The organism is Helicobacter sp. NHP22-001 (genome assembly GCF_030270165.1).
Taxonomy (GTDB): domain Bacteria; phylum Campylobacterota; class Campylobacteria; order Campylobacterales; family Helicobacteraceae; genus Helicobacter; species Helicobacter gastrofelis.
Genome location: NZ_BSWS01000013.1, coordinates 1 through 20,040, shown reverse-complemented (window position 1 = coordinate 20,040; position 20,040 = coordinate 1). Strand labels below are relative to the sequence as shown.

Sequence of the window (20,040 nt, the reverse complement as noted above, 5' to 3'; positions counted from 1 at the left end):
ATGCCACACGCACGCAAGCACTGCACCCACTCTACCCACGCGACATCGCTTTGAGAGAAGTAACGCACGCCATTAGAATCGCTTTGCACAAATGGGAATAGCCCTTTATCGCACTAAAAACGGATTTTACGCGAAGGGATGCCCGTTTGCGGGCTTTGGAGCAAGGGCATTTTGGCGATTGCAAGCATATCACAAAGTCTATCTTTGAGTTGCGTGTCCATGTGGGACCAGGCTATCGCCTCTATTGTTCCAAGCAAGGCGACACTTTAGTGATTTTGCTCTGTGGAGGCGACAAAAGCACGCAAAAAAGAGATGTTGAAAAAGCCCAAGAGATTTTAAAGGAGTTTCCATGGAAGTAACTTTTAGCCCCTTTAGCGTGGTGGAATTTTTGAATAGCGATGAAAAGCGTTTATCTTATCTCAATGCAGTTTTAGAGGATGGGGACTTAGTGGAATTGCAAGATGCGTTAGAGGTGATTGCCAAATCTAAGGGGGTGGAGCTCCCCAAGGGAGATAGCCTCTTGGAGCTAGTGAAGTATTTGGGCTTTAACCTGCAAGCGCAAGCCAAGCATTGATTAAGGTTCATGGGTCATAGGGGTGACAATTGGTGTTGTATGGCTTAGGGGTAAAGTGTTGATTGTAGAGGCTATATGACCTAAAGAAAAGGTATAAAGAGAAGGGGGCAAGCTAGACAAGTTGGGAAGATAGCCATAGAACGCTCAAAAACGCTCTACAATCGATTTTGAGGGCTTAGTAATGTTTTTGTACTGCCTTGGCGTTCTACGAGCCTTCTAGGGGACCAAAAACGCTATGTGTTCTCTGGGTCAGTCTTTGGGGCTGTTGGTTCATTGTCTTTTTTGCCCTTTTTCTTGGTCTTAGTTTTCGTGGCTTTGGGTTTCGTGGATGATTTTGTGGGCTTTGTGGGTTCTGTGAGCTCTAGTAGCTTGTTGTGGGGCTTGGGTTATTCTTTCTTGGGACGACCTACGGGTCGTTTAGGTGCATTGCTAGGTTTTTTAGCTTTTGTGGCAGTCAGCATGGTCTCAAAAGCCTTCTCGATCCCATCCCCAAAGCTCTCTCGTATTGCTCTAGCAAGTTTGCTTTTTTCATGGCGGCATGGTGGCTTTAATCTTTTGGAGCTCATCGTAGTGTTTGCCTATGTCGGCAATGGTGTTAAGTTCAAACATTGTTTTTGTTCTTTTTTGGGGTTTTATGTGAGATATTTTTAAAAATTAAGTTGCAAATCTACGCAAGGTTTACAAAATATGGTTATAACGGCTGTATTTTTTACAAAGGATGGATCGACATGCAGTCTTTCAAATTAGGGATTTCTACTCTGATTTTCGCAGGTTTGTGCACCACTCTATCAGCATCGACAAAAGAAGTTTCGTATCAAAATACAAATGATACAGACCTCATTAAGTTGGCTGGCAAAATTTCTCCCAAAGAAGAACCCGATTATGCTATGGAGCTTCACAAACGGGCTGAGAAAATGAATCCCAAACAACGCAAAGAGTTTTATCGAGAGGTTATTGCTACGGCAGATAAAAATATTGCTAATGCGGTTATGGAAAATATCAGCAAACGCATGGATGAGCTATCTGCGTGGCAGTCCAAGCTAGAACTGCCAAGATGACCCGTGCATTAATGTAGTCAAAGAATTAAAACTGGAGGGTTATGTCTAAGCTAGATGGGGTGGAAGTTTATTTTTAATTTCTCTCTTACCTCCGTAGGGACAAACTAACCAAAACAAAGCTTGCGGGATGTCCTACGCTAGTGGGGCCACAGCACTATGCGCTATGGCCCCCCAAAGAGTTTCGTTCGCAAGCTCGCTTGGTTGTATGCTACTCAAACGCCGTGGGGCTTTCTAGTGGATTAAGGGATTTTTTCTCAAGCACATAACCTTGCCCGCTCCACTTGTAGTATTTTCGCCCTAGTAGCTCCCAAAGGCTTAGGTCAAGTTCATCGGGGGTTGCCTAACCTTTTACTTGCCAATACACGCAAAATGACTAGCTTTTATCCACGCTTATTAAGCTATTTGTAAGCTATTTGTAAGTTAGTCCAGCGCAGGATATTTTCCAAAATGCTTCCTAATCCGCCCCATTTGTTTTATTTAGCCCCATAAGAAATGCTACAATAACACCAGCGGACTAATCGCAATCATCTTTTGGAGGTTTTTATGAAAAAACATGTGGTGTTTTTTGAGGCTGTGGGCGGGACGGACAAAGGCAGGGACGGGCATAGACGCGACACCGTGCCCATGATGGACTACCTTGGAAAACTGGGCTGGCACGCTGAGGTGGTGCAGCTCACCGATGCCCTTTTAAAAGACGCTGAAAAGACCAAAGAGGTTTATGCGTATGTGCAAAAGGTTGCCGATGCCTATGTTTCACGGGTCAATCCGGGTAACCTTAAAGAGGAAAAACTCTACTTTGACTTGCTGCGCAAACTCTGCGACAATGGCGTGATTGGCATGCCCCACCCCGATGCGATGATTGGCTACGGGGCTAAGGACGCGCTCACTAAGTTAGCCGACACTGAGTTAGTGCCCGATGACACCTACGCCTACTACGACCCCGCTGAAGCTAAACGCATTGGCGTGGCTTGGGGCGATCAGCATGATTTGAAAAAGACTTTCCCCAAGACTTTAGCCAAAGGCGAAAGGGTCTTAAAGCAAAATCGTGGCTCTACTGGTGAGGGCATTTGGCATGTGCAACTTGAAGAGCCCCTGCCTGAGGGAGCTAGCGAAGTGCCCCTAAATGCCAAAATCAAATGCATTGAAGCAGTAGATAACCATGTGGAGCACAGACAACTGGGCGAATTTATGGATTTTTGTGAAAAATACCTAGTCGGGGACAATGGCATGTTGGTGGATATGACTTTCTTGCCCCGCATTAAGGAGGGTGAGATTCGCATTTTAATGCTCTACAAACACCCCATTTATGTCGTGCATAAAAAACCCGCCGAGGGCGCAGATGCGTTTAGTGCGACCTTGTTTAGCGGGGCGAAATACCGCTACGACAAACCCGAGCAATGGGATGACTTGGTGCATTACTTCTTAAGGCAACTACCCCATATCCAAACCAAGTTGGGCAATTACGACCTGCCCCTCATTTGGACAGCAGATTTTATTTTAGACACCGATGAGCACGGCAAAGACAAATACATTTTAGGCGAAATCAACTGCTCTTGTGTGGGCTTTACAACCCCCGTAGAGTTCTTAGACAAAACCGCCCGCAAAGTCGCCAACACGATCATTGACATTGTAGAGGACAAATTAAGCTAGCAAGGATTACCCATGTTGCCCTTAATTTTTGGCTTACCGGCTGCGCTCAATCTAGCCGAGTCTTTTATTGACAATGTTTTAAGGGACAGGGTTACCCCTAAGCTGGGCAGCATTTTATACTGCCGCCTCGTGGGCCCCACCACCCACACGGGGATTTATGTCGGCGATCAGCAGATCGTGGAGCTCTTAGGCTCGGGCGAGGTGAAACTCTCTAGCCCTAAAGAGTTTATCAGCGGGACACAAGCAGTGAGTATTTATGTGGCGTGTAAGGGGAGCGAGGCGGTGGGCTTTGCCAAAGCCGCCGAGCGTGCCCGTGCCCTTGTGGGCAAAACCCTAGACTACCCCACAATGGGCATCCCCACAGAAAGGCACGAGTATAATTGCCATTGTTTCGTCTATGAATGCTTGACTGGCGAACATGACAGCCAAAAATGGACCTTACTGGACATTGAAAACAAATTTCGGGGGGAATATTTTGACAACTGGCGGGTGTGGGACTTGAAAAGTGAGGAGTTGTTTTAAAACTGCGAGATTTATCAAAAGAGTTACAAGGCATCCACAACTGAGCAAAAAAAAGATAACCCCCATTCACCTATCCATGCTACAATCCCTTTCTATTCATAACAAAAGGATCACAGATGCAACAGGCACATAGCAACCTAAGCCAACAGCTAAAAGCCACAAAACGCACCCACAGATTGTTTTTGTCTGTGCTTGAGGATATGGGGGGGGGGGGGTGATTTAACTCCCCTTAAAGAAGAGTTAGAGGATTTAAACACAAAATTCACTCATCTTTTAGACGCACTCGCCACTTTCAGCAAAGCTTTAGAAACTGCCTACAGCCAAAGCACAGAGGACGACACAGAGTTGGAAAATGCCTTAGCACAATTTAAAAAATGCAAGGTGAAAACAGCCACCCACTTAAACGCTTTCATAAACGCCACAGAGAGCCCCCAGGCTTTAGAAAATGCCAAGAACTTAGCCAAATCCTTAGAGGATTTAGCAAATTTGTTAAGTGCCCTGCAAGAAAGCCACGCCCCCTTGTTGCAAGGCACAAACACAAGCCACAACCCCACACAATCCACACAAACAGCCCAAAGCACACAGTCTAGCAACGCCCCTAAAGTTAAACCCCTATGGCAATATGGAGCAAATACCTTACAAGCCTTTAAAGACTATATGAAGGCTAAAGACTTGGGGAGTGCCAGCGCTTGGCTAGAGCTGGGTAAAATGGCGTATGAGGGGATTGTGTTATACCCCGATAACAATGTCGCCATGCGTTGTTTTGAAAAGGCGATTGAGTTAGGCTCAGTGCAAGCTTTGGTGGAGCTGGGTAAGGTTTATATGGAGAATGGAGATGTGCAGGTAATGGAGTATGGCAGTGGGGAGGTGATTAGTGGGGAGGAAGTGATAAGTGCGTTAAACCCCCTAAAAGACGACCTAGAGAGCGAGGATTATTTAACAATTTTCAAACATTGCCAAGTCTTTAAAGACAAAACCTTAACAAATTGCCAAGAAAAAGCTAAAGAGCTGTTTGAAAAAGCGGTGGGCTTAGGGGAGGGTAGGGGGTATGTGGGGTTAGCTGAAATGTTTCTTTATTATAAAGACGATGATGACATGGCAAAAACATATTATACTCAAGCCATGCAGTTTTTAAAAACCCAAGCCCAAAAGGGCGATGGGGAGGCTTACGCTCTGTGGGGTATAGCTTTAAAAAAGGTTAGCGGTTATCATAGCAAGCGAGAAGTCATGCAACTCTACCAAAAAGCCATCGATTTGGGCTATGTGGATGCTTACGACTGTTTGGCAGATTTGGACTATGAACGAGCGGATGATTACCGCAAACAAGGGGCTAGGTTAGGCAGTGGCGAATGTGCTAAATTTTTACGCCCTTCAATGGATAACCTACCATATGAGGGTAGGGATGATTTAGAGGATTTTAAGCTGGCTGCCACACAAGCCGTAGAGTTCATGGATAGACTCATGGAGTGTCTTAAAATCCAAAAATTTGTCGCTTTGCACTGCCGACACCACAGAGTATTTTTAAGACTATTGGAGAACCTCAGTTTAGCAAAGGCAATCAATGGGCATATCGGCTTACACAATGTCGAGCGTTATGAAGCGTTGTTAGAGCTTAAAATCAAAGAAATTGCCGATACCCTAGACCGCCCAAATGCTCGCTTTGCAAAAATTTTAGGGCGAAACCAGTGGCGTTTTGACGCTTTTGCAGATTACACAAATCTTAGAGTATTTGCCAAACCTTATGATAGTGGCTATCAAAGAGTGAATACTGAGGGGGAAGTTGAATTTGATGATAGCCTCTTGTGATGCCGATAACACCCCAGCCTATGGGACAACCCATAACACCCCCCACAAATAGGGCCAGTCTTTGCCCTAGCGTTATCACTCCCCCCTAAAACCACCCCCATAGAGCCAAAAGTGGGGGCAATCTCTCCCCTATAGTCCTAGCCCTAAAAAGGGGGTGGTGAGAAATGAGGGACAAAAGGGGGATACACCCAAAAGTGGGGGCTATCCTAAACAAGAGCGTTGTCTAAGAGAGGTTAGATTTTGGGGTTTTGCCCTATATGTGGCGTAATCGCCATTTCTAGCCCTTGTTGATCGAGCACACCCACAGCGACCCCAACCACATTAAGCCTTTAGCTCTAGCTCAAATCTTCGATTTGAGCCCAAAGAAAATATTCAATGGGTAGTTTTTATCGGATTTTTTGAGCTCTAGGTAGGCTTTAATGATTAAAAACTCGTCTTGGGGGTGGGTGCTTAGGCGATCTCTGGCTTGTTCGATCATCTCCAAATCTAAGAGCACATACAAGAACGCCTTTTCGGCTTGCTCGTCCTCTGCGGCTAAGAGTTCAAAGAATTTATACCAATCATCGGGGGATAAAAAGGTCTTGGCATCCACAGCCATTTGCAAATACTCTTGTTTGTTACACCCTATTTGCACGCATAAATTGCCAATTTCAGCCAATTCCATGCCCACTCTCTTATCCCAAAACGCCCGCAATAACACCTCTAGCACGGACTTATCTAAGAGCTCGCTAGCCCCCTTTAAAGCTTTGGGGATTTCTTTAAACGAACCCCTTTGGATCAAGTCGATCAAGGCTTGGCGTTTTAGGGCAGGGCTGTAGCCCTCTTTTTTAAGGATTTGTTGGGCTTGTTTGAGGTCGTGGTGGATTTTATTTTGCAGGTTTTGGATATAAAAGGGGTTACTCGGGTCTAAGTTATACTTGCGCCACTTTACATCCTCAGCTTGCGACACCCGTGCATACAAACTAAAGAGCTGATCCACTTTCTCACACCCGCTCTCTTGGCTGTTTAAATCCGCTTCTAGTTTAAAACGGGCTAGAATTTTAGAGAGGGTGGCAAAGTGTGGGTTGTGGTATTTCTCTAGGATAAAGTGTTCCTTCGTGTTTTGGCTCACGATTTGCTCGGTGAGTTTCTCAAAGTCGCGCTTTTGCTTGTAGCGTTGCCACAAGTTTGCGATGCTCCCACTCAATATAAACAGCAAAGTGAAGATAAAAAATAACAACACCACACCCACGATCCAAAGGGCAATGGGTAAGTTTAGGGTGTGGTTTGCGACATTCACGGGGAGTTTTTGCGGGTCAGTGTTGTAGACATACCAACCCACGACAATCATAAACAGCAATGTAAAAGAGCCATAATAGCGTAATCTCATAGTGCCTCCATAGTAACCTATTTGTGGTAAGGGTGGTTGTTTAAAAGACTTAAACCTCTAAAAATCTGTTCACATAAAATGAGCTTGGCTAAGGCGTGGCTAAAGGTGAGCGGGCTTAGCGATAAGGGGGTGCATCGTTTTAAAAACTCTTTAGCAAAGCCATAAGCCCCTGCAATGAAAAATTGTATGTGGGCGTGGGCGCTTAGCATTTGACTAAACTCTTGGCTACTTATGAGCCTACCGGTCGGGTGCAAGGCGTAGGCGGGGGCACCTGGCTTTAAATAAGGGCTTAGGGCTTTGGTGTAAGACTTTTGCGCCTCTGTGCTGTTGTTTGAGGCTTTGGGCGCAATGTCTACAATCTCAAGCGTGGCTTTAAATTGCTGGCATGCTCGTTGTTGTTGCGCCAACAAGGGGGCAAACTCGGGGGTTTTTTTAGAAATGGCGTAAATGCTGCAAGTCATCTGTTTTCTGTGAGCATCCCCACTAGGTCGCTCAAGGTCTTTTTTAAATCCTTGCGCTGCACGATCATATCGATCAAGCCATGTTCTAGCAAAAACTCCGCGCTTTGAAACCCTGCTGGCAACTCTGCACCGATGGTTTGCTTAATCACCCGAGCGCCCGCAAAGCCCACCATCGCCCCCGGCTCAGCGATGATCAAATCTCCCAAGAACGCAAAAGACGCACTCACCCCCCCAAAGGTGGGATCTGTAAGCAGTGAGATAAAGGGCAACTTCGCCTCTGTGAGCCGATTTAAAGCCGCGCTTGTCTTTGCCATTTGCATGAGCGAATAGGTGGATTCTTGCATCCGTGCTCCCCCACTTGCAGACACAATCAACAACGCCTGCTCTTTTTCCACCGCCCGATTGATCGCGCGCACGATTTTCTCCCCCTCCACTGAGCCTAAAGAGCCGCCCATGAAGGCGAAGTCAAACACCACGATTTGCAAAGCAATGCCATTGATTTGCCCCTCCCCGCTGATCACCGAGCTTGGGCGGCCGGTCTTGGCTTCGTATTTTTTAATGCGCTGTTTGTAGCTCTCTTTATCCACGAAGTTTAAGGGATCCACGGGGCGCAGCTCGTTGTCGTATTCTGTAAAGGTGTTCTCATCGCACAAGAAAGCGAGCCTCTCGCTTGCCCCTATTCTAAAGTGGTAGTGGCACTTGAGGCACACATGGTTTTTGGCAAAGACCTCTTTGTAATACATCAAAGCGGCGCACTTAGGGCATTTGATCCAATGGCTTGGCATGTCCTGTTCGCTCGATTGCACCCTTGTTTTCTTAAGATTTTTTAAGAAATCCGCAAAACCCATCGCTTGTATCCTTGCAAAAACAAATAACCCCTATTCTAGCATGGCTTAATTATTTTTAAAAGTGCTTTTAGGCACAGGCAACAACACGACAAAGGCTAAAAACAGCGCCACGCCGCTGACAAGAAACATTTCATAGAAGCTAAAGTGCCCCAATGCCCAAGTGAAAACAAAGGAAAACACCGCTTGAAAAATACCAAAGGCGAGGGTTACAAGGCTTGAGGCTTGCACAAAGTGCTCTCGCCCCATGATATGGTATGCCATCGTACTTGTGATCGTTAAATTGCCCGTGGTCCCAAAGCCCATTAAAAAGATAGACAGATTGAGCCATGTTATGTCATTGCTAACCATCGCAATTACACAAGAGACACTTTTCATTAAAATCACAATGCTGGAGGCGTTTTTCAATCCTAGCGTCTTAGCCAAAGTGGCGCTTAAAATCGTCCCACTCGCCGCCCCAAAGCCAAAGAACGCCCAAGAAGCCCCCGCCACCGCCTTGCTAAAGTGCAGTGAACGCACCAAATAATCCACCCAAAAGAGCGTGTGTGGCAAGTAGCCAATGGCGTTAAGCACCACCGACACCAAGAGCAGGGCAAAAAAGGTGGAGATTTTAAAGGGGGCTTCTTTGTGGGTGCTGTTTTTGGGTGGGTGCAGGGTTTTTAAAAATACGCAAGATAAGAGAAACGCCACCAAACCCACCGCCCCTAGGAAAATCCACGCCATGTCAATGTCGCTTGCAAAATGGGGCAGAATAAACCCACTGCACACCACCCCCACCCCAATCCCGCTAAAAATAAACCCGCTCGCATAGGAGCGGTGCTGTTCTTTCACAAGGCTTAGACACAGCGGGGCAGAGAGCACCATTAAACAAGAGGCCGCCACGCCAGCTAAAAAACGCCAAATCCATGCCCACGCAAAGGGTAGGCGATCCAAATAGCAGGCAAAAAAGCTTAGGGCAATGACTAAAAAGCTGATTTTGGCAATGCCCTCTAAAGACATGCGCTTTTGCAAAGAGCTTAGGGCTACGCTCCCAAAGACATAGCCCACCATCACGGCAATGGCAAGCTGTATGCTTTGGTTTTCTGTGAGCTTACCCGATAAAATGAGCAGTGGGATCAACACCACATACCCAAACCGCGCCACGCCATTAGCCATGAAAGTCGCCAAAAAGCACACAAAAAGACGCATAAACATACAAAACGCTCCGTGTTGAAAAAAACCATATTAGCCCAAAATTAACAATCTTGTCTTAAAACTAGGGGAACTGAATTTGCTTGACTCGGTTTGATAAACCATTGCAAAGGACGCTTGTGGCGACCCACATTAAAGGCTTAGAGGCGCTGGATGCCAAGGGCAACCCCAAAGCCCACACCAAGAAGCACACGCCTAAAGAAGACAAGGACGCGTTCAAAGCCCTATTAGACCAAAAGAGAGCCCATTTAAACAGCAAGGACGCTAAAGCTAAAAAAGAAGAAAAGGGAGCAGATCACTCTAAAAATCCCCCCCACATCGCCCCAAACAGCCCCCTAGTCCAGCTGATGGATAAAAAACTCACTCCCAAGCAAGAAAAGGGATTAAAGGCGCAGGCAAACGAAGAGGCGAAGCTGCAACACTCCAAAAACAAGCAAGACCCCTTTAGCCAAGCCATGGCATTAAAGGGGGCAAAGGGGGCTAAAAACACCCCCCAAAGCGCGAAATTAAGCGACATTAAAAACCTAGAGAATGCAAAGGCGTTGAATTTAAACAAGCTCCAACACGAGAGCAAAGCGGGCAAACCCACCGACCTAGCCAAAGGTGCACAGATCGCCCCCAAGGGTGCAAATGCAAAGGCAACAGATCTAGCCGCTAAGGCCACGCCGGGCGCACCCAACCTAGCCAAGTTGCCACAGGGCGTGGATACGGCTAAGGGCGCGACACCAACCCCACAAGGCGCACAACCCCCCGCTAAAATGTCCACCGCTGACCTGCTCGCCTTAAAAAACCCCAAACCCCCCACCACCCTCCCCACAGAGCACAAGGCAAGTAGTACTAAACTTGCCCACGCCAACGCTAAAGAGCTCCCCCTAAATGCCAACGCAAAAACGCCTTTAAATCAACTCTTAAACAAGCCCAACCCCCTGCCCCATGTGAAGGACAGCCACGACAACGACAAAGAAATCAAGCAGGCGTTTCAAGAAGCCTTTGACGGCCCGCTCAAGCCAAAACCAACCTTCATCCCCCTCTCCTTTGACCCTAACCGCATACCCTTACAAGGCCCGGCTAAACCCATTGTTGCTAGCAAAGAAGAGGACACCCGCACGAGCGCCATAGAAAGCCCCACGCACGCCACGCACACCGCCCACACAGAGCAAAAAAGCACCCTAGAAACCCCCCAAATCAAAGAGACGATTAGAAATTTAGCCACAAATTTACGCCAAGAATTACTAGACTTCAAGCCCCCTATTACGAAGTTGTCTATGGAGCTCAACCCCGATAAGCTGGGTAAAGTGGAAGTGGTGATCCAACAAGTGGGGCAAAATTTGCAAGTGAGCCTAGCCTCCAGCGCACCGGTCAGTGCCTTGCTTGTGGCGCACCAAAGCGAGTTGCGCCAACATCTCTCCCAAATGGGCTTTAACAATATAGATTTGCGCTTTAGTGCCACAAACAGCGAAAACACCGCGTATCAAGGCGGGGGCAACCACAACTTCAACCAACAACAGCACAACCCCCAACAACAAGGCCAACAACAGCCCCCTCACCCCCAAGTGCAAACCCCCCAAACCCCAACCACCCCCCAATCCCAGGCACAAAACACCTCTTCTCAAACTGTTCCCACTCCCATTTCTAAAGCCTCCTTTGTGCATAATTCAACTCTGCCCGATTACGCCTAACGCCCTTTAAAGGGTATTTGTGTTGTTTGCTTTTAGCCCTAAGTTTTTACACTTCCTCTCTTGTTTCACATAAAAATCGGGCGTCTTAGTGGCGTGGGTTTGATAGGATTCTATGGGTTTTTGCTACATTGTGGCTATATTGTGGGGTTTTCATTGTATCCTAGTCTAAATGGTTAAGGATGATGATGAAACTAACCCCTTTTTTGCTTTGTTTATCCCTTTTGCAAGCCACGCCGCTAGACTTTACCAAGTTAAAGGTCAATTACACACACACGCTTTTAGAGGGCAATGCACCCTTGAAAACAGCACGCCTTCAGCCCCTGCCCTTTGAGCCCAGCGGCAAGGACCTCTTGCACCAGCTAAGGGCGATTGTAGAGCAGCTTAAAGCCCACGCCACGAGCAACGCCCCCTTAAACAAGGCAGAGATCATCAATGCCCTGCAAGACTTTAGCCAGTATTACGGCGTGGGGGGGCTAGAGCGGGGGAATTGGTGGCCCTATGAAATTGGCATCCCCAAAGCCCTCAATGCGATTTTAGCCCTCGCCCCCTTCTTGCCAAAAAGCCTACAAGCCACCCTCTTACAAGCCCAAGAATACTACCAACCCAACCCCAAATATTCGGGCTTAAGCGCAGGGGCAAGGGCGAGCACGAACCCCGAATCGCGCGAGAGTCAGGGGGCTAATCGGGTGGATACGGCGTTCATCAGCCTCGCCAGGGGGATATTAAAGCGCAATGAAAGGGAGGTGTTACAAGCCCTAGAAGCCGTCAAAAGCGCGTCAAAGATCGTAACAAGCGGCAATGGTTTTTACGCGGACGGCTCGTTTATCCAGCACGAGCATGTGCCCTCTAATGGCTCTTATGGCGTGGTGCTTTTAAAGGGTTTGGCGCAATTTAAAGCGACTTTAGGCAACACCCCCCTAGCGCACAACCTCATAGACCCTATCTTGTATGCCAGCGTTTTGCAAGGCTACCCCTATTTACTCATCCAGGGCGGGTTAAACGCCTCGGTGTGTGGGCGCAGCATCAGTCGGGATAAAGAGAGCGACTTCGCACGGGGCAAAGCCCTTTTAAAAGCTCTAGCCACGCTAGATAGCCCTATCCTACAGCCTTTACTCAAAGGCGACACAGCCCACTTACCCCCCGTGCATGTCTTTGGGGCGATGGACCGCGCGGCACAAATCGGGGCACATGGCGGGCGGGTGGTGCTTGCCATGCACTCTAGCCGTATCCTAGACTATGAAACCATGAACGGGGAGAATTTAAAGGGCTTTGACACCTCCGATGGCATGACTTATATCTATGGCAGTCCTAGGGCATTTGTGGATTTTTGGCCACTGGTGGATTCCACAAAGTTGCCCGGCACCACAGAGGTGCAAAACCAGGAGGTGGTGGTGTGGCATAGGGGTTCTTTGGGCTTGAACGACTTTGCGGGGGGGGCGAGTAATGGGCGTGTTGGCTTTGTGGGGCTTGATTTACAAAAGCCGGAGTTTCGGGCGCAAAAGTCCTATCTCTTTTTGGGCGATGAGGTGGTGGCACTGGGCAGCATTGTAGGCGACAAGCCCACCACCACCATTTTAGACAACCGCAAACTAAGCCCGGATACACAAGTGTTCATCAACAACGCCCCCTTTAGCCAGCAAGCCACCCTAGTGCATAGGGGCGATTTCATCAACTTCACCAACACCAACGCCCACACCAACATAGGCTACATACTCTTAGAGGATGAAAACACTAAATTACAAGAAGTCGCTAGGAGCGGCAATTACAAAGCCATCGGGGGCAAGAGTTACAAGACTTTATCCGCCCCCTTTTTAGAGATGCAAATCCTACACCCCCTAAAAGCCCGCTACGCCTACGTGATTTTGCCAAACTTTAGCCCCAAAGAAGTGCAAAACTACCCCCTAGAGGACTTGCAAATCCTCGCCCAAACCCCCGCCTTGCACGCCGTGTTTGTGGTCTCTAAACACCTCTTAGCCATCAATAAATACGCCCCCGGGTGGCAAAAACTGCAGGGTTTAAAGCTTAAAGACCCCCTCTCGCTCTTGCAGGTGCAACGCCCTCATGGATTAGCCTTGAGCATTGCCGACCCCACGCAAACCCTGCAAGAAACGACCATCATTTTAAAAGGGCGCTACAAACTCGCCGCACCCAATGCAAAAGCGCGCCTCAAAATCAAAGGCGGTAGTACGCACTTGAGCCTAACCTTGCCCTCACTTGGGGCGACTTTAGCCGTGGATTTAGCAACGCTCTAGGGTTTTCTTTGAAATTTGGCTTAGAGTTTTGGCGGCATAAAGCCCTAGATCTCTTGGCCGGTGCGTTGCCAAAAACCCACTCCATGGCAGAAGAGAACAACATTCTCGGGCTTTACAACGAACGCTTTTTGCTCACCAAGAGCGAGCAGCTTGTGGGGCTCTTAAACATTGAGGGTTTGAGCGTAAACGCCCTCTTGCAAGAGGATTTGCAAACCCACTTCTCTAGCAAGCAAAACGCCCTAGAGCAACTCGAGGGCGTGGTGCTGCGTATCCACACCAAGCGCGCCAAAATCCAGCTAGAGCCCCCAAGTAAGCCGCAAAACCCCCAAGTGCAAGCCCTACTTGATTTGTCCCAGCCCAAAGACTTATACGAGAACACCTACACGCTCATTTTTGAAACCACGCAAAGCCCCCTAAAGGACTTTTTAGAGCAGAAAAAACTAGAACTCATAACAGACCACAAAACGCACCAACACCTAGCCCAGCACTTGGGCGCGAGCATGGAGCAAATGGCGCACGCCCTAAGTGCCTTCAAGCCCACCCCCCTAAGCGCAAAGGAAGTTCTAAACTTTTATGCCTCCTTCATCAACGGACACCCCACAAAGTTAAACCCCACCCTAGGCTTTTTAGAAGACAGCTACATCGCCACGAACATCCATTTTAACAAAGACCACTACATCCAAGAGCACGCCACCCACACGACCTACAACCGCATTTTGGGCGTGAAAGCCTATGCGAGCAAGACTCTAAGCTCGCTCGCCCTGCTCTCTTTGTTGCATCAAGAGCTCGCATGCGAAGTGTTTTTAAGCTTGGAGCCCTTAAGCACCCAAGCCGCCCTAGCCTTCGTGCAAGAGAAAATCCGCCTAAGTTTCGCCCGCCTTGTGCGCCAAGAGTTGCAAAGCTATTACGAGCAGATCCAAGCCAAACGCCTACGCTTGCAAAAAGCCGCCTTAAATATCATTCTCAAAGCCCCCGATTTACAAAGCCTCAACGCCCACACCAAGGAAGTTTTAAGCGTGCTTGCTAACGCCCACTTGGTGGGGGTGGTGGAGACTTTGGGGCTAAGACCGGCCTTTTTCTCTCTATTTCCCGGGCGTTTGCATTTAAACCCCCGCCTGCGCTGCCAAAGCGCACAAGCCCTAGCCACGCTCATGCTCTTTGAAAAACCAAATTGCGGCTTTAAAAGCAACCCTTGGGGCAACCAGCCCTTAAGCGTGTTTAAGAATTTAGACCACTCCCCCTATCTCTTCAACTTCCACAACCAAGAGAGCGACCCAAACCCCAATAGCCCACGCACCAACGGGCACACGATGATCATCGGGGCAACAGGGGCGGGCAAGACCACCTTAATGGGCTTTTTAATGGCAAATGCGCTCAAATACGACAAGCTCAACATTTTGGCTTTAGATCGTGCCTATGGGCTGTTTTCGTGTATAAATTACTTTGGTGGGGTGTATAACTCTGGCAAGGATTTTAAAATCAACCCCCTAACTTTAGAGCTCACGCCCAGTAACCAAGACTTTTTACACAGCTTTTACTCTAGCCTATGTCATTTGAGTGCCCACCCACAAAATAAAGAAGACATCCACGCCAGCCACGCCCTTTTAAAAGCCCTAAAGAGCCTACACGCCACCCTGCCGCAAAAGAGCTTTAATCTGCAAGATCTCAAAGAAGCCATCACCAACGCCCCTAATTTGCACCTAAGCCTTGAGTCTTACCTGCAAAACCCCCTCTTCAATGCCCTAGAAGACAGCCTAGAGTTTGACACTCCGCTTGCTGCCATAAACATGGATGCGATCAGTGCCAACCCTAAAGATTTGGGGCTTTTGGCGTATTACATTTTTTATAAGATTTTACACCGTGCCCTAGAAAAACAAGAAGGCTTTTTGCTTTTTGTGGACGAGTTTAAAAGCTATGCACAAAATGAAACCCTAAACACCCACATCAACACCTTAATCACGCAAGCTAGAAAGGCGAATGGGGTCGTGGTGCTCGCCTTGCAAGATACAAACCAGCTTGCTAGCATTCCCGAGGCGGCAAGTTTCGTTAAAAACATGGGAACTTTGATTTTTTATCCCCAAAAGCACATAGACAGCACCTTACTTAGCAAGGATTTAGGCATCCAGCTAAGCTACATGGAAGCGCACTTTTTAGAAAACACCCCCCTAACCGCCAAGCAAGTTTTGGTGAAAAACATGGCAGAGGGCAGCTCAAACATCATCCATGTAGACTTACAAGACTTAGGAACGCATTTACGCATTTTCAACTCCAACGCCGCCCATGTCAAACGGCTGCAAGCCCTCATGCAGGCTTACCCTGAGACTTGGCGGGAAGTCTTGTTGCAAGAGGGCTAAAAGTTGCTAAAATAGGCATTTTGCAAAGGATTTTAGCGTGCAACTTTCAAACAAGAGCATTTTAATCACGGGCGGGACGGGCAGTTTTGGCAAAAAATGCGTCCAAATTTTACTAAAACAGCACCAGCCTAAAAAAATCATTGTCTATAGCCGCGATGAGCTGAAACAATGGGAGATGGCGCAGACCTACAACAGCCCGAGCATGCGTTATTTTATCGGCGATGTGCGGGACAAAGAGCGGCTTTTTAGTGCCCTGCAGGGGGTGGATATTTGTATCCACGCCGCCGCCCTTAAACAAGTCCCCACTGCCGAGTATAATCCCCTAGAGTGTATTAAAACGAACATTCTAGGGGCGAGTGCCGTCATAGAGGCGTGCTTGCAAGCGCAAGTAAGCTATGTCATTGCCCTTAGCACCGACAAGGCGAGCAACCCCATTAATCTTTATGGAGCGACCAAGTTATGCAGCGATAAACTCTTCACCAGTGCCAACAACATGAAAGGCAAATCCCCCACGAAATTCAGCGTGGTGCGTTATGGCAATGTGGTCGGCTCTAGGGGCAGTGTCGTGCCCTTCTTTAAAGATTTAGCCGCCAAAAACGCCCCCTTCATCCCCATTACAGACACCCGCATGACGCGCTTTTGGATCACTTTAGAAAAGGGCGTGGCGTTTGTGCTTAAGAGTTTGGAGCGCATGCACGGGGGGGAGATTTTTGTGCCTAAAATCCCTAGCATGGAGATTGTGGATTTAGCCAAAGCCCTAGCCCCTAATATCCCCCTAAAAACTATAGGTATTCGCCCCGGCGAGAAACTCCACGAGGTGATGATTAGTGCCGATGACAAAGCCCTAGAATTTGAGAGTTTTTATATCTTAGAACCCACCATCACTTTCCAAACCCCGATCAACTACACCAAGACTCTACTAGGCGAGTGCGGCACGCCCACACCCGAGGGCTTTAGCTACAATAGCAAGGACAACCCCCAAAGGCTCACCCCTAACGAGCTCTTAAAGATGATGCATGCAATCTAGCTTAAGCCAAATCCCCCTTTTGGAGGGCAAAAATATTTTACTCTTAGTGAGCGGCTCGATCGCTACCTACAAAGCCCTAGAGTTAGTGCGCCTTTTCAAAAAAATGGGGGCAAGCGTTAGAGTTGTGATGAGTAGGGGGGCGTGTAAATTCGTGCAGCCTTTGAGCTTTGAAGCGTTGAGCCATTTTAAGGTACTCACGGATAATAACGAAGAGTGGGCTCTGCTAGATAAAGATTGCGCGAACCACATTAGCTACGCCAAGAGTGCCGACCTTATCCTAGTCGCCCCGGCCAGTGCAAACACCCTAGCTAAATTAGCAAATGGGCTTGCCGACAATGCCCTGACAGCGACCTTTTTAGCCAGCAATGCGCCCAAAATCCTAGCCCCAGCCATGAACACGCAAATGTTCTTAGCCAAGCAAACCCAGCACAACTTAAGACACCTCAAGGCTTTGGGCTATGAGGTGGTTGCCCCCATAGACGGACTTTTGGCGTGCAATGCCGTAGGCGTGGGGGCAATGGCAGAGGTGGGCGAAATTGCCAGTATTTGTAGTCGTAAACTCTTGTCTAACGGCTTTTGGACGGGTAAAAAGACGGTGATTACAGGGGGGGGGAGCATTGAGGCAATCGACTCGGTGCGTTGCATTTCTAATTTTTCTAGCGGCTTGCAGGCGCATTTTTTGGCATTAGCGTTGTGGCTTAAAGGGGCGCAAGTGGTCTTGATCTCTAGCAAAAACGCTTTAGAGTTGCCCAGTGGCATAGAGCGCGTGCAGGTGCAAAGCGCACAAGATTATTTAGAGGCTTTAAAAGCGCACGAAAACCACGAAAATCCCCCCTTTTTATTCATGCTCGCTGCCATCAGCGATTACAAACCCAAGCACCCCTATAAGGGCAAACTCAAAAAGCAGGATTTGGGGCCCTTTTGGAGCATAGAGTGCGTGCAAAATGTGGATGTTTTGCAGTCAGTGGAGGGCTTTTACAAAGTGGGCTTTAAAGCCGAGAGCGACTCTAAGCACGCCCTAGAAAATGCCAAGAAACTTTTAGAGCCCACACCACAGGGCAAGGGCTGTAAGCTCGTGTGCCTGAATAACACAAGCGCACTAGGCTCTAACACTAACCAGCTCACACTCTTAACCCCCCACACCACCTACACCACCCACAAGGGGCATAAACTCCAAGTGAGCCTCGAGGTGTTGGGGTTTATTGAAAACATGGGGTAGTCATTGTTTAAACGACACTTTATTTTGAGGCGTAGGCTCTTTGAGGGGAGTCTTTTTTGTCCGCTTTAGCTGGTGCGCCTTTTAAGCTGATTTATCTCAAACTTGCTACACAAGACAAAAGGACACTGCCCCAGCCCCCGCCTCCATTGGACGAGAGGGTTGCAGAGGATAGTGAGGGTTTTTGTGCGGCGTTCTTGAGCTTTGTGGAGAAGTTGCGCCCGCATTTTTGCTTTGGCACTTGGCAGGAGATGGCGATCGCTTTAGGTCTTAGCGAATCGGCGTTTTTGCTCTATTTGAACCATTTGAAGAACAACAAGAAGTCTCCGCTGAAGTTCATTAGGTAGTTTGGTAGGCTTGTGGATGTGGACACATATTTTTTGATTGAGAGCGGGGGTGGCGTGCCCGCTGTGGCTAGCCCGTCTAACACCTCCTAAGCTTCTTGGGCACATAGGGCGGAGGTGTAGATTTTACACCCATTGCAGTGCAAAAGTGGAGCGACTTTTAAGCAAAAATCCTTGTAGTTCGTATTGAAGATTTGACGCACATCCAAGAAAATTTTATAGTCTTTAACATAGGCTTCTAACTCTAAAGATATCTAAAACCCCCTTACACCAAATAGTAGATGGGTGTGGGCTACATAGATTGTTAAACAGGTTTAAATGCCGCTATTTTATGAGTGAAATATAAGGATTACTGTGTATTTTTGCTCAGTCCTAGGGAGTTTGACGAGGAAACCATCAATAATGGCACATCATCCGCCTTAGGACCATCAATGCGCACGAAGAGATCTACAACATTAAAGTAAAACGCTTATCGTAGATTTTACAAAGCGTGAGTAAGATCATCTCTTTGGCGATCTACTCGTCTCGATTCACGCCCGTGCTGTTGGCCACAGTGCGCCTCAGAATTTATTAAAATCTCCTTTAAATTGTACGTGGGCTTTAAATCCTTGCGTAAGAATTTGCCAATCTCGCTTATTGGCGTGTCAAGTTACGCATGGAGGCTTGCACGCCCTCTAAAACCCCATTAGAAGTTTCAGCAGACAAGGCGCGCCGTGCGCCCCGCATGCTCGCTCTAAAGGTGTCTAATTGTGGGCGTATTCTTACAGATAGCTCAGTCTGCATTGGGGGGTCTTTGTGTTAGAATAGGCGCACGGATACCATGGTGGTCGCCTTTTTGGCTACAAATTTGGCGTATCATCTTTTGAGGGTCGGGGGTTGCAGTGGGTGGCACTCCGGAAAGGAAGACCACCATGAAGTTCTTTATAGTGCTTGTGGTATTTGCGGTGCTAGCCACGCCGCTATACTGAGAAACGGGGGCGCGCTCTTTTGGGGCGCGTCTCCACCACAGCACTATAGTATCCAGTCTAGCTAAACCAAAACTTAACCTACAGCCCATGCGTTTTTTCCAATATGTCCTTAGCAATCTGCGTATAAGCCACAAATTCGCTAATTTGCATGTTTAGGCTCTCTGTGTAGCTAAAATGCAGGGCGTAGCCAAGCAAAGCCACGCCCTCTCTTAGTTTTTTTCATCCACGCCTCGAAACTTTGCCACCACTTGGGCTAATTTCTCAAACTCCTCTAAGGGCAAGGCGTTTAAAAAGGGCTCGTCCAATTCGCCCACAGAGCAATCCAGCAAAAGGCTTTTGATCTGCGCCACATCATCGCCTGCTTTCATGGCTTTTTGGATTTGGTAAAGCGTGGGCTCATAAATCTCCACCTTTTGCCCGTCTCTAAACTGAAATTCTTGCTTATTAAGTTGTATCGGTTTTAAGGGCATTAGCTCTCCTTTTTGCCGTCTGTGTGGGCGATGGTTTCTAAAGATTTTCTAATGAATTGCACTAAAAACTGCACTTCCTCTGTTTGCCAGTGCGCATACAGGGCAACCTCTGTGCGTGGTGATGGTTTCAAGCTCTGTTTTTAGGGCTAGAAACAGCAAGATAAACCCTATAAAATCCTATAATTTTCTATAAATTTTTTATATGATTTTAAGTTTTTAGGTACTGCTATGTCGGCATGAATGATTTGTTATCC

Annotated in this window: 20 protein-coding genes and 1 pseudogene; 12 read left to right on the top strand and 9 right to left on the bottom strand. The window is 47.9% G+C overall.

Features of this window, described 5'->3' with window-relative positions:
• A pseudogene (locus QSJ47_RS07385) lies at positions 1 to 170 on the bottom strand (MerR family transcriptional regulator); the annotation flags it as partial.
• Between QSJ47_RS07385 and QSJ47_RS07380 the strand changes: the two are divergent.
• From QSJ47_RS07380 to QSJ47_RS07355, 6 genes are all read left to right on the top strand, one after another.
• Positions 147 to 359, top strand: coding sequence for a type II toxin-antitoxin system RelE/ParE family toxin (locus QSJ47_RS07380; protein ID WP_285602945.1), 213 nt, complete (start codon positions 147 to 149; stop codon positions 357 to 359). The pseudogene QSJ47_RS07385 and the gene QSJ47_RS07380 overlap by 24 nt on opposite strands.
• On the top strand, positions 350 to 574 hold the full coding sequence (locus tag QSJ47_RS07375) for a helix-turn-helix domain-containing transcriptional regulator (RefSeq protein ID WP_221271278.1): 225 nt from the start codon (positions 350 to 352) through the stop codon (positions 572 to 574). The genes QSJ47_RS07380 and QSJ47_RS07375 overlap by 10 nt, the downstream gene beginning before the upstream one ends.
• A gap of 728 nt (positions 575 to 1,302) precedes the next feature.
• A complete protein-coding gene (locus QSJ47_RS07370; RefSeq protein WP_221271280.1) occupies positions 1,303 to 1,632 on the top strand; it encodes a DUF1104 domain-containing protein in 330 nt (109 codons plus the stop codon).
• A 543-nt stretch (positions 1,633 to 2,175) separates the two neighbouring features.
• Complete coding sequence (locus QSJ47_RS07365; RefSeq protein ID WP_285602944.1) at positions 2,176 to 3,282, top strand: Cj0069 family protein; 1,107 nt, start codon at positions 2,176 to 2,178, stop codon at positions 3,280 to 3,282.
• 12 nt (positions 3,283 to 3,294) lie between these two features.
• Positions 3,295 to 3,804 carry a C40 family peptidase gene (locus QSJ47_RS07360; protein ID WP_285602943.1) on the top strand — a complete coding sequence of 170 codons (510 nt, stop codon included), beginning with the start codon at positions 3,295 to 3,297 and terminating at the stop codon, positions 3,802 to 3,804.
• Between the two features lie 192 nt (positions 3,805 to 3,996).
• Positions 3,997 to 5,610, top strand: a complete 1,614-nt coding sequence (locus QSJ47_RS07355; protein WP_285602942.1) for a tetratricopeptide repeat protein — start codon at positions 3,997 to 3,999, stop codon at positions 5,608 to 5,610.
• 340 nt (positions 5,611 to 5,950) lie between these two features.
• Here QSJ47_RS07355 and QSJ47_RS07350 read toward each other — a convergent pair whose 3' ends face one another.
• From QSJ47_RS07350 to QSJ47_RS07335, 4 genes are read right to left on the bottom strand one after another with little or no spacing between them, the layout of a single operon-like run.
• A complete protein-coding gene (locus tag QSJ47_RS07350; protein WP_285602941.1) occupies positions 5,951 to 6,979 on the bottom strand; it encodes a hypothetical protein in 1,029 nt (342 codons plus the stop codon).
• A gap of 17 nt (positions 6,980 to 6,996) precedes the next feature.
• The gene (locus tag QSJ47_RS07345; RefSeq protein ID WP_221271285.1) at positions 6,997 to 7,440 is read right to left on the bottom strand and encodes a 23S rRNA (pseudouridine(1915)-N(3))-methyltransferase RlmH; all 444 of its coding nucleotides are present in this window, start codon (positions 7,438 to 7,440) and stop codon (positions 6,997 to 6,999) included.
• Positions 7,437 to 8,288, bottom strand: a complete 852-nt coding sequence (gene accD / locus QSJ47_RS07340; protein ID WP_221271286.1) for an acetyl-CoA carboxylase, carboxyltransferase subunit beta — start codon at positions 8,286 to 8,288, stop codon at positions 7,437 to 7,439. Before accD ends, QSJ47_RS07345 begins: the two co-directional genes overlap by 4 nt.
• Positions 8,289 to 8,333: 45 nt before the next feature.
• Positions 8,334 to 9,473, bottom strand: a complete 1,140-nt coding sequence (locus QSJ47_RS07335; protein ID WP_285602940.1) for a YbfB/YjiJ family MFS transporter — start codon at positions 9,471 to 9,473, stop codon at positions 8,334 to 8,336.
• A 122-nt stretch (positions 9,474 to 9,595) separates the two neighbouring features.
• On the opposite strand from QSJ47_RS07335, the gene fliK reads away from it, so the two are divergent.
• The 6 genes from fliK (at position 9,596) to QSJ47_RS07305 (ending at position 18,351) form a co-directional block, all read left to right on the top strand.
• Positions 9,596 to 11,155: a flagellar hook-length control protein FliK gene (gene fliK, locus QSJ47_RS07330; protein WP_285602939.1), complete on the top strand. Its 1,560-nt coding sequence runs from the start codon at positions 9,596 to 9,598 to the stop codon at positions 11,153 to 11,155.
• A 185-nt stretch (positions 11,156 to 11,340) separates the two neighbouring features.
• Complete coding sequence (locus QSJ47_RS07325) at positions 11,341 to 13,407, top strand: polysaccharide lyase family 8 super-sandwich domain-containing protein (protein ID WP_221271291.1); 2,067 nt, start codon at positions 11,341 to 11,343, stop codon at positions 13,405 to 13,407.
• 8 nt (positions 13,408 to 13,415) lie between these two features.
• Positions 13,416 to 15,761, top strand: a complete 2,346-nt coding sequence (locus tag QSJ47_RS07320) for a VirB4 family type IV secretion/conjugal transfer ATPase (protein ID WP_285602938.1) — start codon at positions 13,416 to 13,418, stop codon at positions 15,759 to 15,761.
• A 37-nt stretch (positions 15,762 to 15,798) separates the two neighbouring features.
• Positions 15,799 to 16,788 (top strand): UDP-N-acetylglucosamine 4,6-dehydratase (inverting), encoded by a 990-nt coding sequence (pseB, locus tag QSJ47_RS07315; RefSeq protein WP_285602937.1) that lies wholly within the window; start codon positions 15,799 to 15,801, stop codon positions 16,786 to 16,788.
• Complete coding sequence (coaBC, locus tag QSJ47_RS07310; protein ID WP_285602936.1) at positions 16,778 to 18,007, top strand: bifunctional phosphopantothenoylcysteine decarboxylase/phosphopantothenate--cysteine ligase CoaBC; 1,230 nt, start codon at positions 16,778 to 16,780, stop codon at positions 18,005 to 18,007. Before pseB ends, coaBC begins: the two co-directional genes overlap by 11 nt.
• A gap of 56 nt (positions 18,008 to 18,063) precedes the next feature.
• Entirely contained in the window at positions 18,064 to 18,351 is a 288-nt protein-coding gene (locus QSJ47_RS07305) for a hypothetical protein (protein ID WP_285602935.1), read from the top strand.
• A gap of 630 nt (positions 18,352 to 18,981) precedes the next feature.
• Here the strand turns inward: QSJ47_RS07305 and QSJ47_RS07300 are convergent.
• The 4 genes from QSJ47_RS07300 to QSJ47_RS07285 all read right to left on the bottom strand — a co-directional run bounded on the left by QSJ47_RS07300 (position 18,982) and on the right by QSJ47_RS07285 (position 19,917).
• Positions 18,982 to 19,131: a hypothetical protein gene (locus QSJ47_RS07300; protein WP_221271297.1), complete on the bottom strand. Its 150-nt coding sequence runs from the start codon at positions 19,129 to 19,131 to the stop codon at positions 18,982 to 18,984.
• Between the two features lie 263 nt (positions 19,132 to 19,394).
• A complete protein-coding gene (locus QSJ47_RS07295; protein WP_285602934.1) occupies positions 19,395 to 19,517 on the bottom strand; it encodes a hypothetical protein in 123 nt (40 codons plus the stop codon).
• An 8-nt stretch (positions 19,518 to 19,525) separates the two neighbouring features.
• Positions 19,526 to 19,786, bottom strand: a complete 261-nt coding sequence (locus QSJ47_RS07290; protein WP_221271298.1) for a hypothetical protein — start codon at positions 19,784 to 19,786, stop codon at positions 19,526 to 19,528.
• The gene (locus QSJ47_RS07285) at positions 19,786 to 19,917 is read right to left on the bottom strand and encodes a hypothetical protein (protein ID WP_260321544.1); all 132 of its coding nucleotides are present in this window, start codon (positions 19,915 to 19,917) and stop codon (positions 19,786 to 19,788) included. The genes QSJ47_RS07290 and QSJ47_RS07285 overlap by 1 nt, the downstream gene beginning before the upstream one ends.
• Positions 19,918 to 20,040: the final 123 nt, after the last annotated feature.

Excerpts from the sequence above, each read along its gene's own strand:
- QSJ47_RS07375 (WP_221271278.1), top strand. The coding sequence starts at position 350 with ATGGAAGTAACTTTTAGCCCCTTTAGCGTGGTGGAATTTTTGAATAGC.
- QSJ47_RS07370 (WP_221271280.1), top strand. The coding sequence starts at position 1,303 with ATGCAGTCTTTCAAATTAGGGATTTCTACTCTGATTTTCGCAGGTTTG.
- QSJ47_RS07365 (WP_285602944.1), top strand. The coding sequence starts at position 2,176 with ATGAAAAAACATGTGGTGTTTTTTGAGGCTGTGGGCGGGACGGACAAA.
- QSJ47_RS07360 (WP_285602943.1), top strand. The coding sequence starts at position 3,295 with ATGTTGCCCTTAATTTTTGGCTTACCGGCTGCGCTCAATCTAGCCGAG.
- QSJ47_RS07350 (WP_285602941.1), bottom strand. The coding sequence starts at position 6,979 with ATGAGATTACGCTATTATGGCTCTTTTACATTGCTGTTTATGATTGTC.
- QSJ47_RS07345 (WP_221271285.1), bottom strand. The coding sequence starts at position 7,440 with ATGACTTGCAGCATTTACGCCATTTCTAAAAAAACCCCCGAGTTTGCC.
- accD (WP_221271286.1), bottom strand. The coding sequence starts at position 8,288 with ATGGGTTTTGCGGATTTCTTAAAAAATCTTAAGAAAACAAGGGTGCAA.
- QSJ47_RS07335 (WP_285602940.1), bottom strand. The coding sequence starts at position 9,473 with ATGCGTCTTTTTGTGTGCTTTTTGGCGACTTTCATGGCTAATGGCGTG.
- QSJ47_RS07325 (WP_221271291.1), top strand. The coding sequence starts at position 11,341 with ATGAAACTAACCCCTTTTTTGCTTTGTTTATCCCTTTTGCAAGCCACG.
- coaBC (WP_285602936.1), top strand. The coding sequence starts at position 16,778 with ATGCAATCTAGCTTAAGCCAAATCCCCCTTTTGGAGGGCAAAAATATT.
- QSJ47_RS07300 (WP_221271297.1), bottom strand. The coding sequence starts at position 19,131 with ATGCAGACTGAGCTATCTGTAAGAATACGCCCACAATTAGACACCTTT.
- QSJ47_RS07290 (WP_221271298.1), bottom strand. The coding sequence starts at position 19,786 with ATGCCCTTAAAACCGATACAACTTAATAAGCAAGAATTTCAGTTTAGA.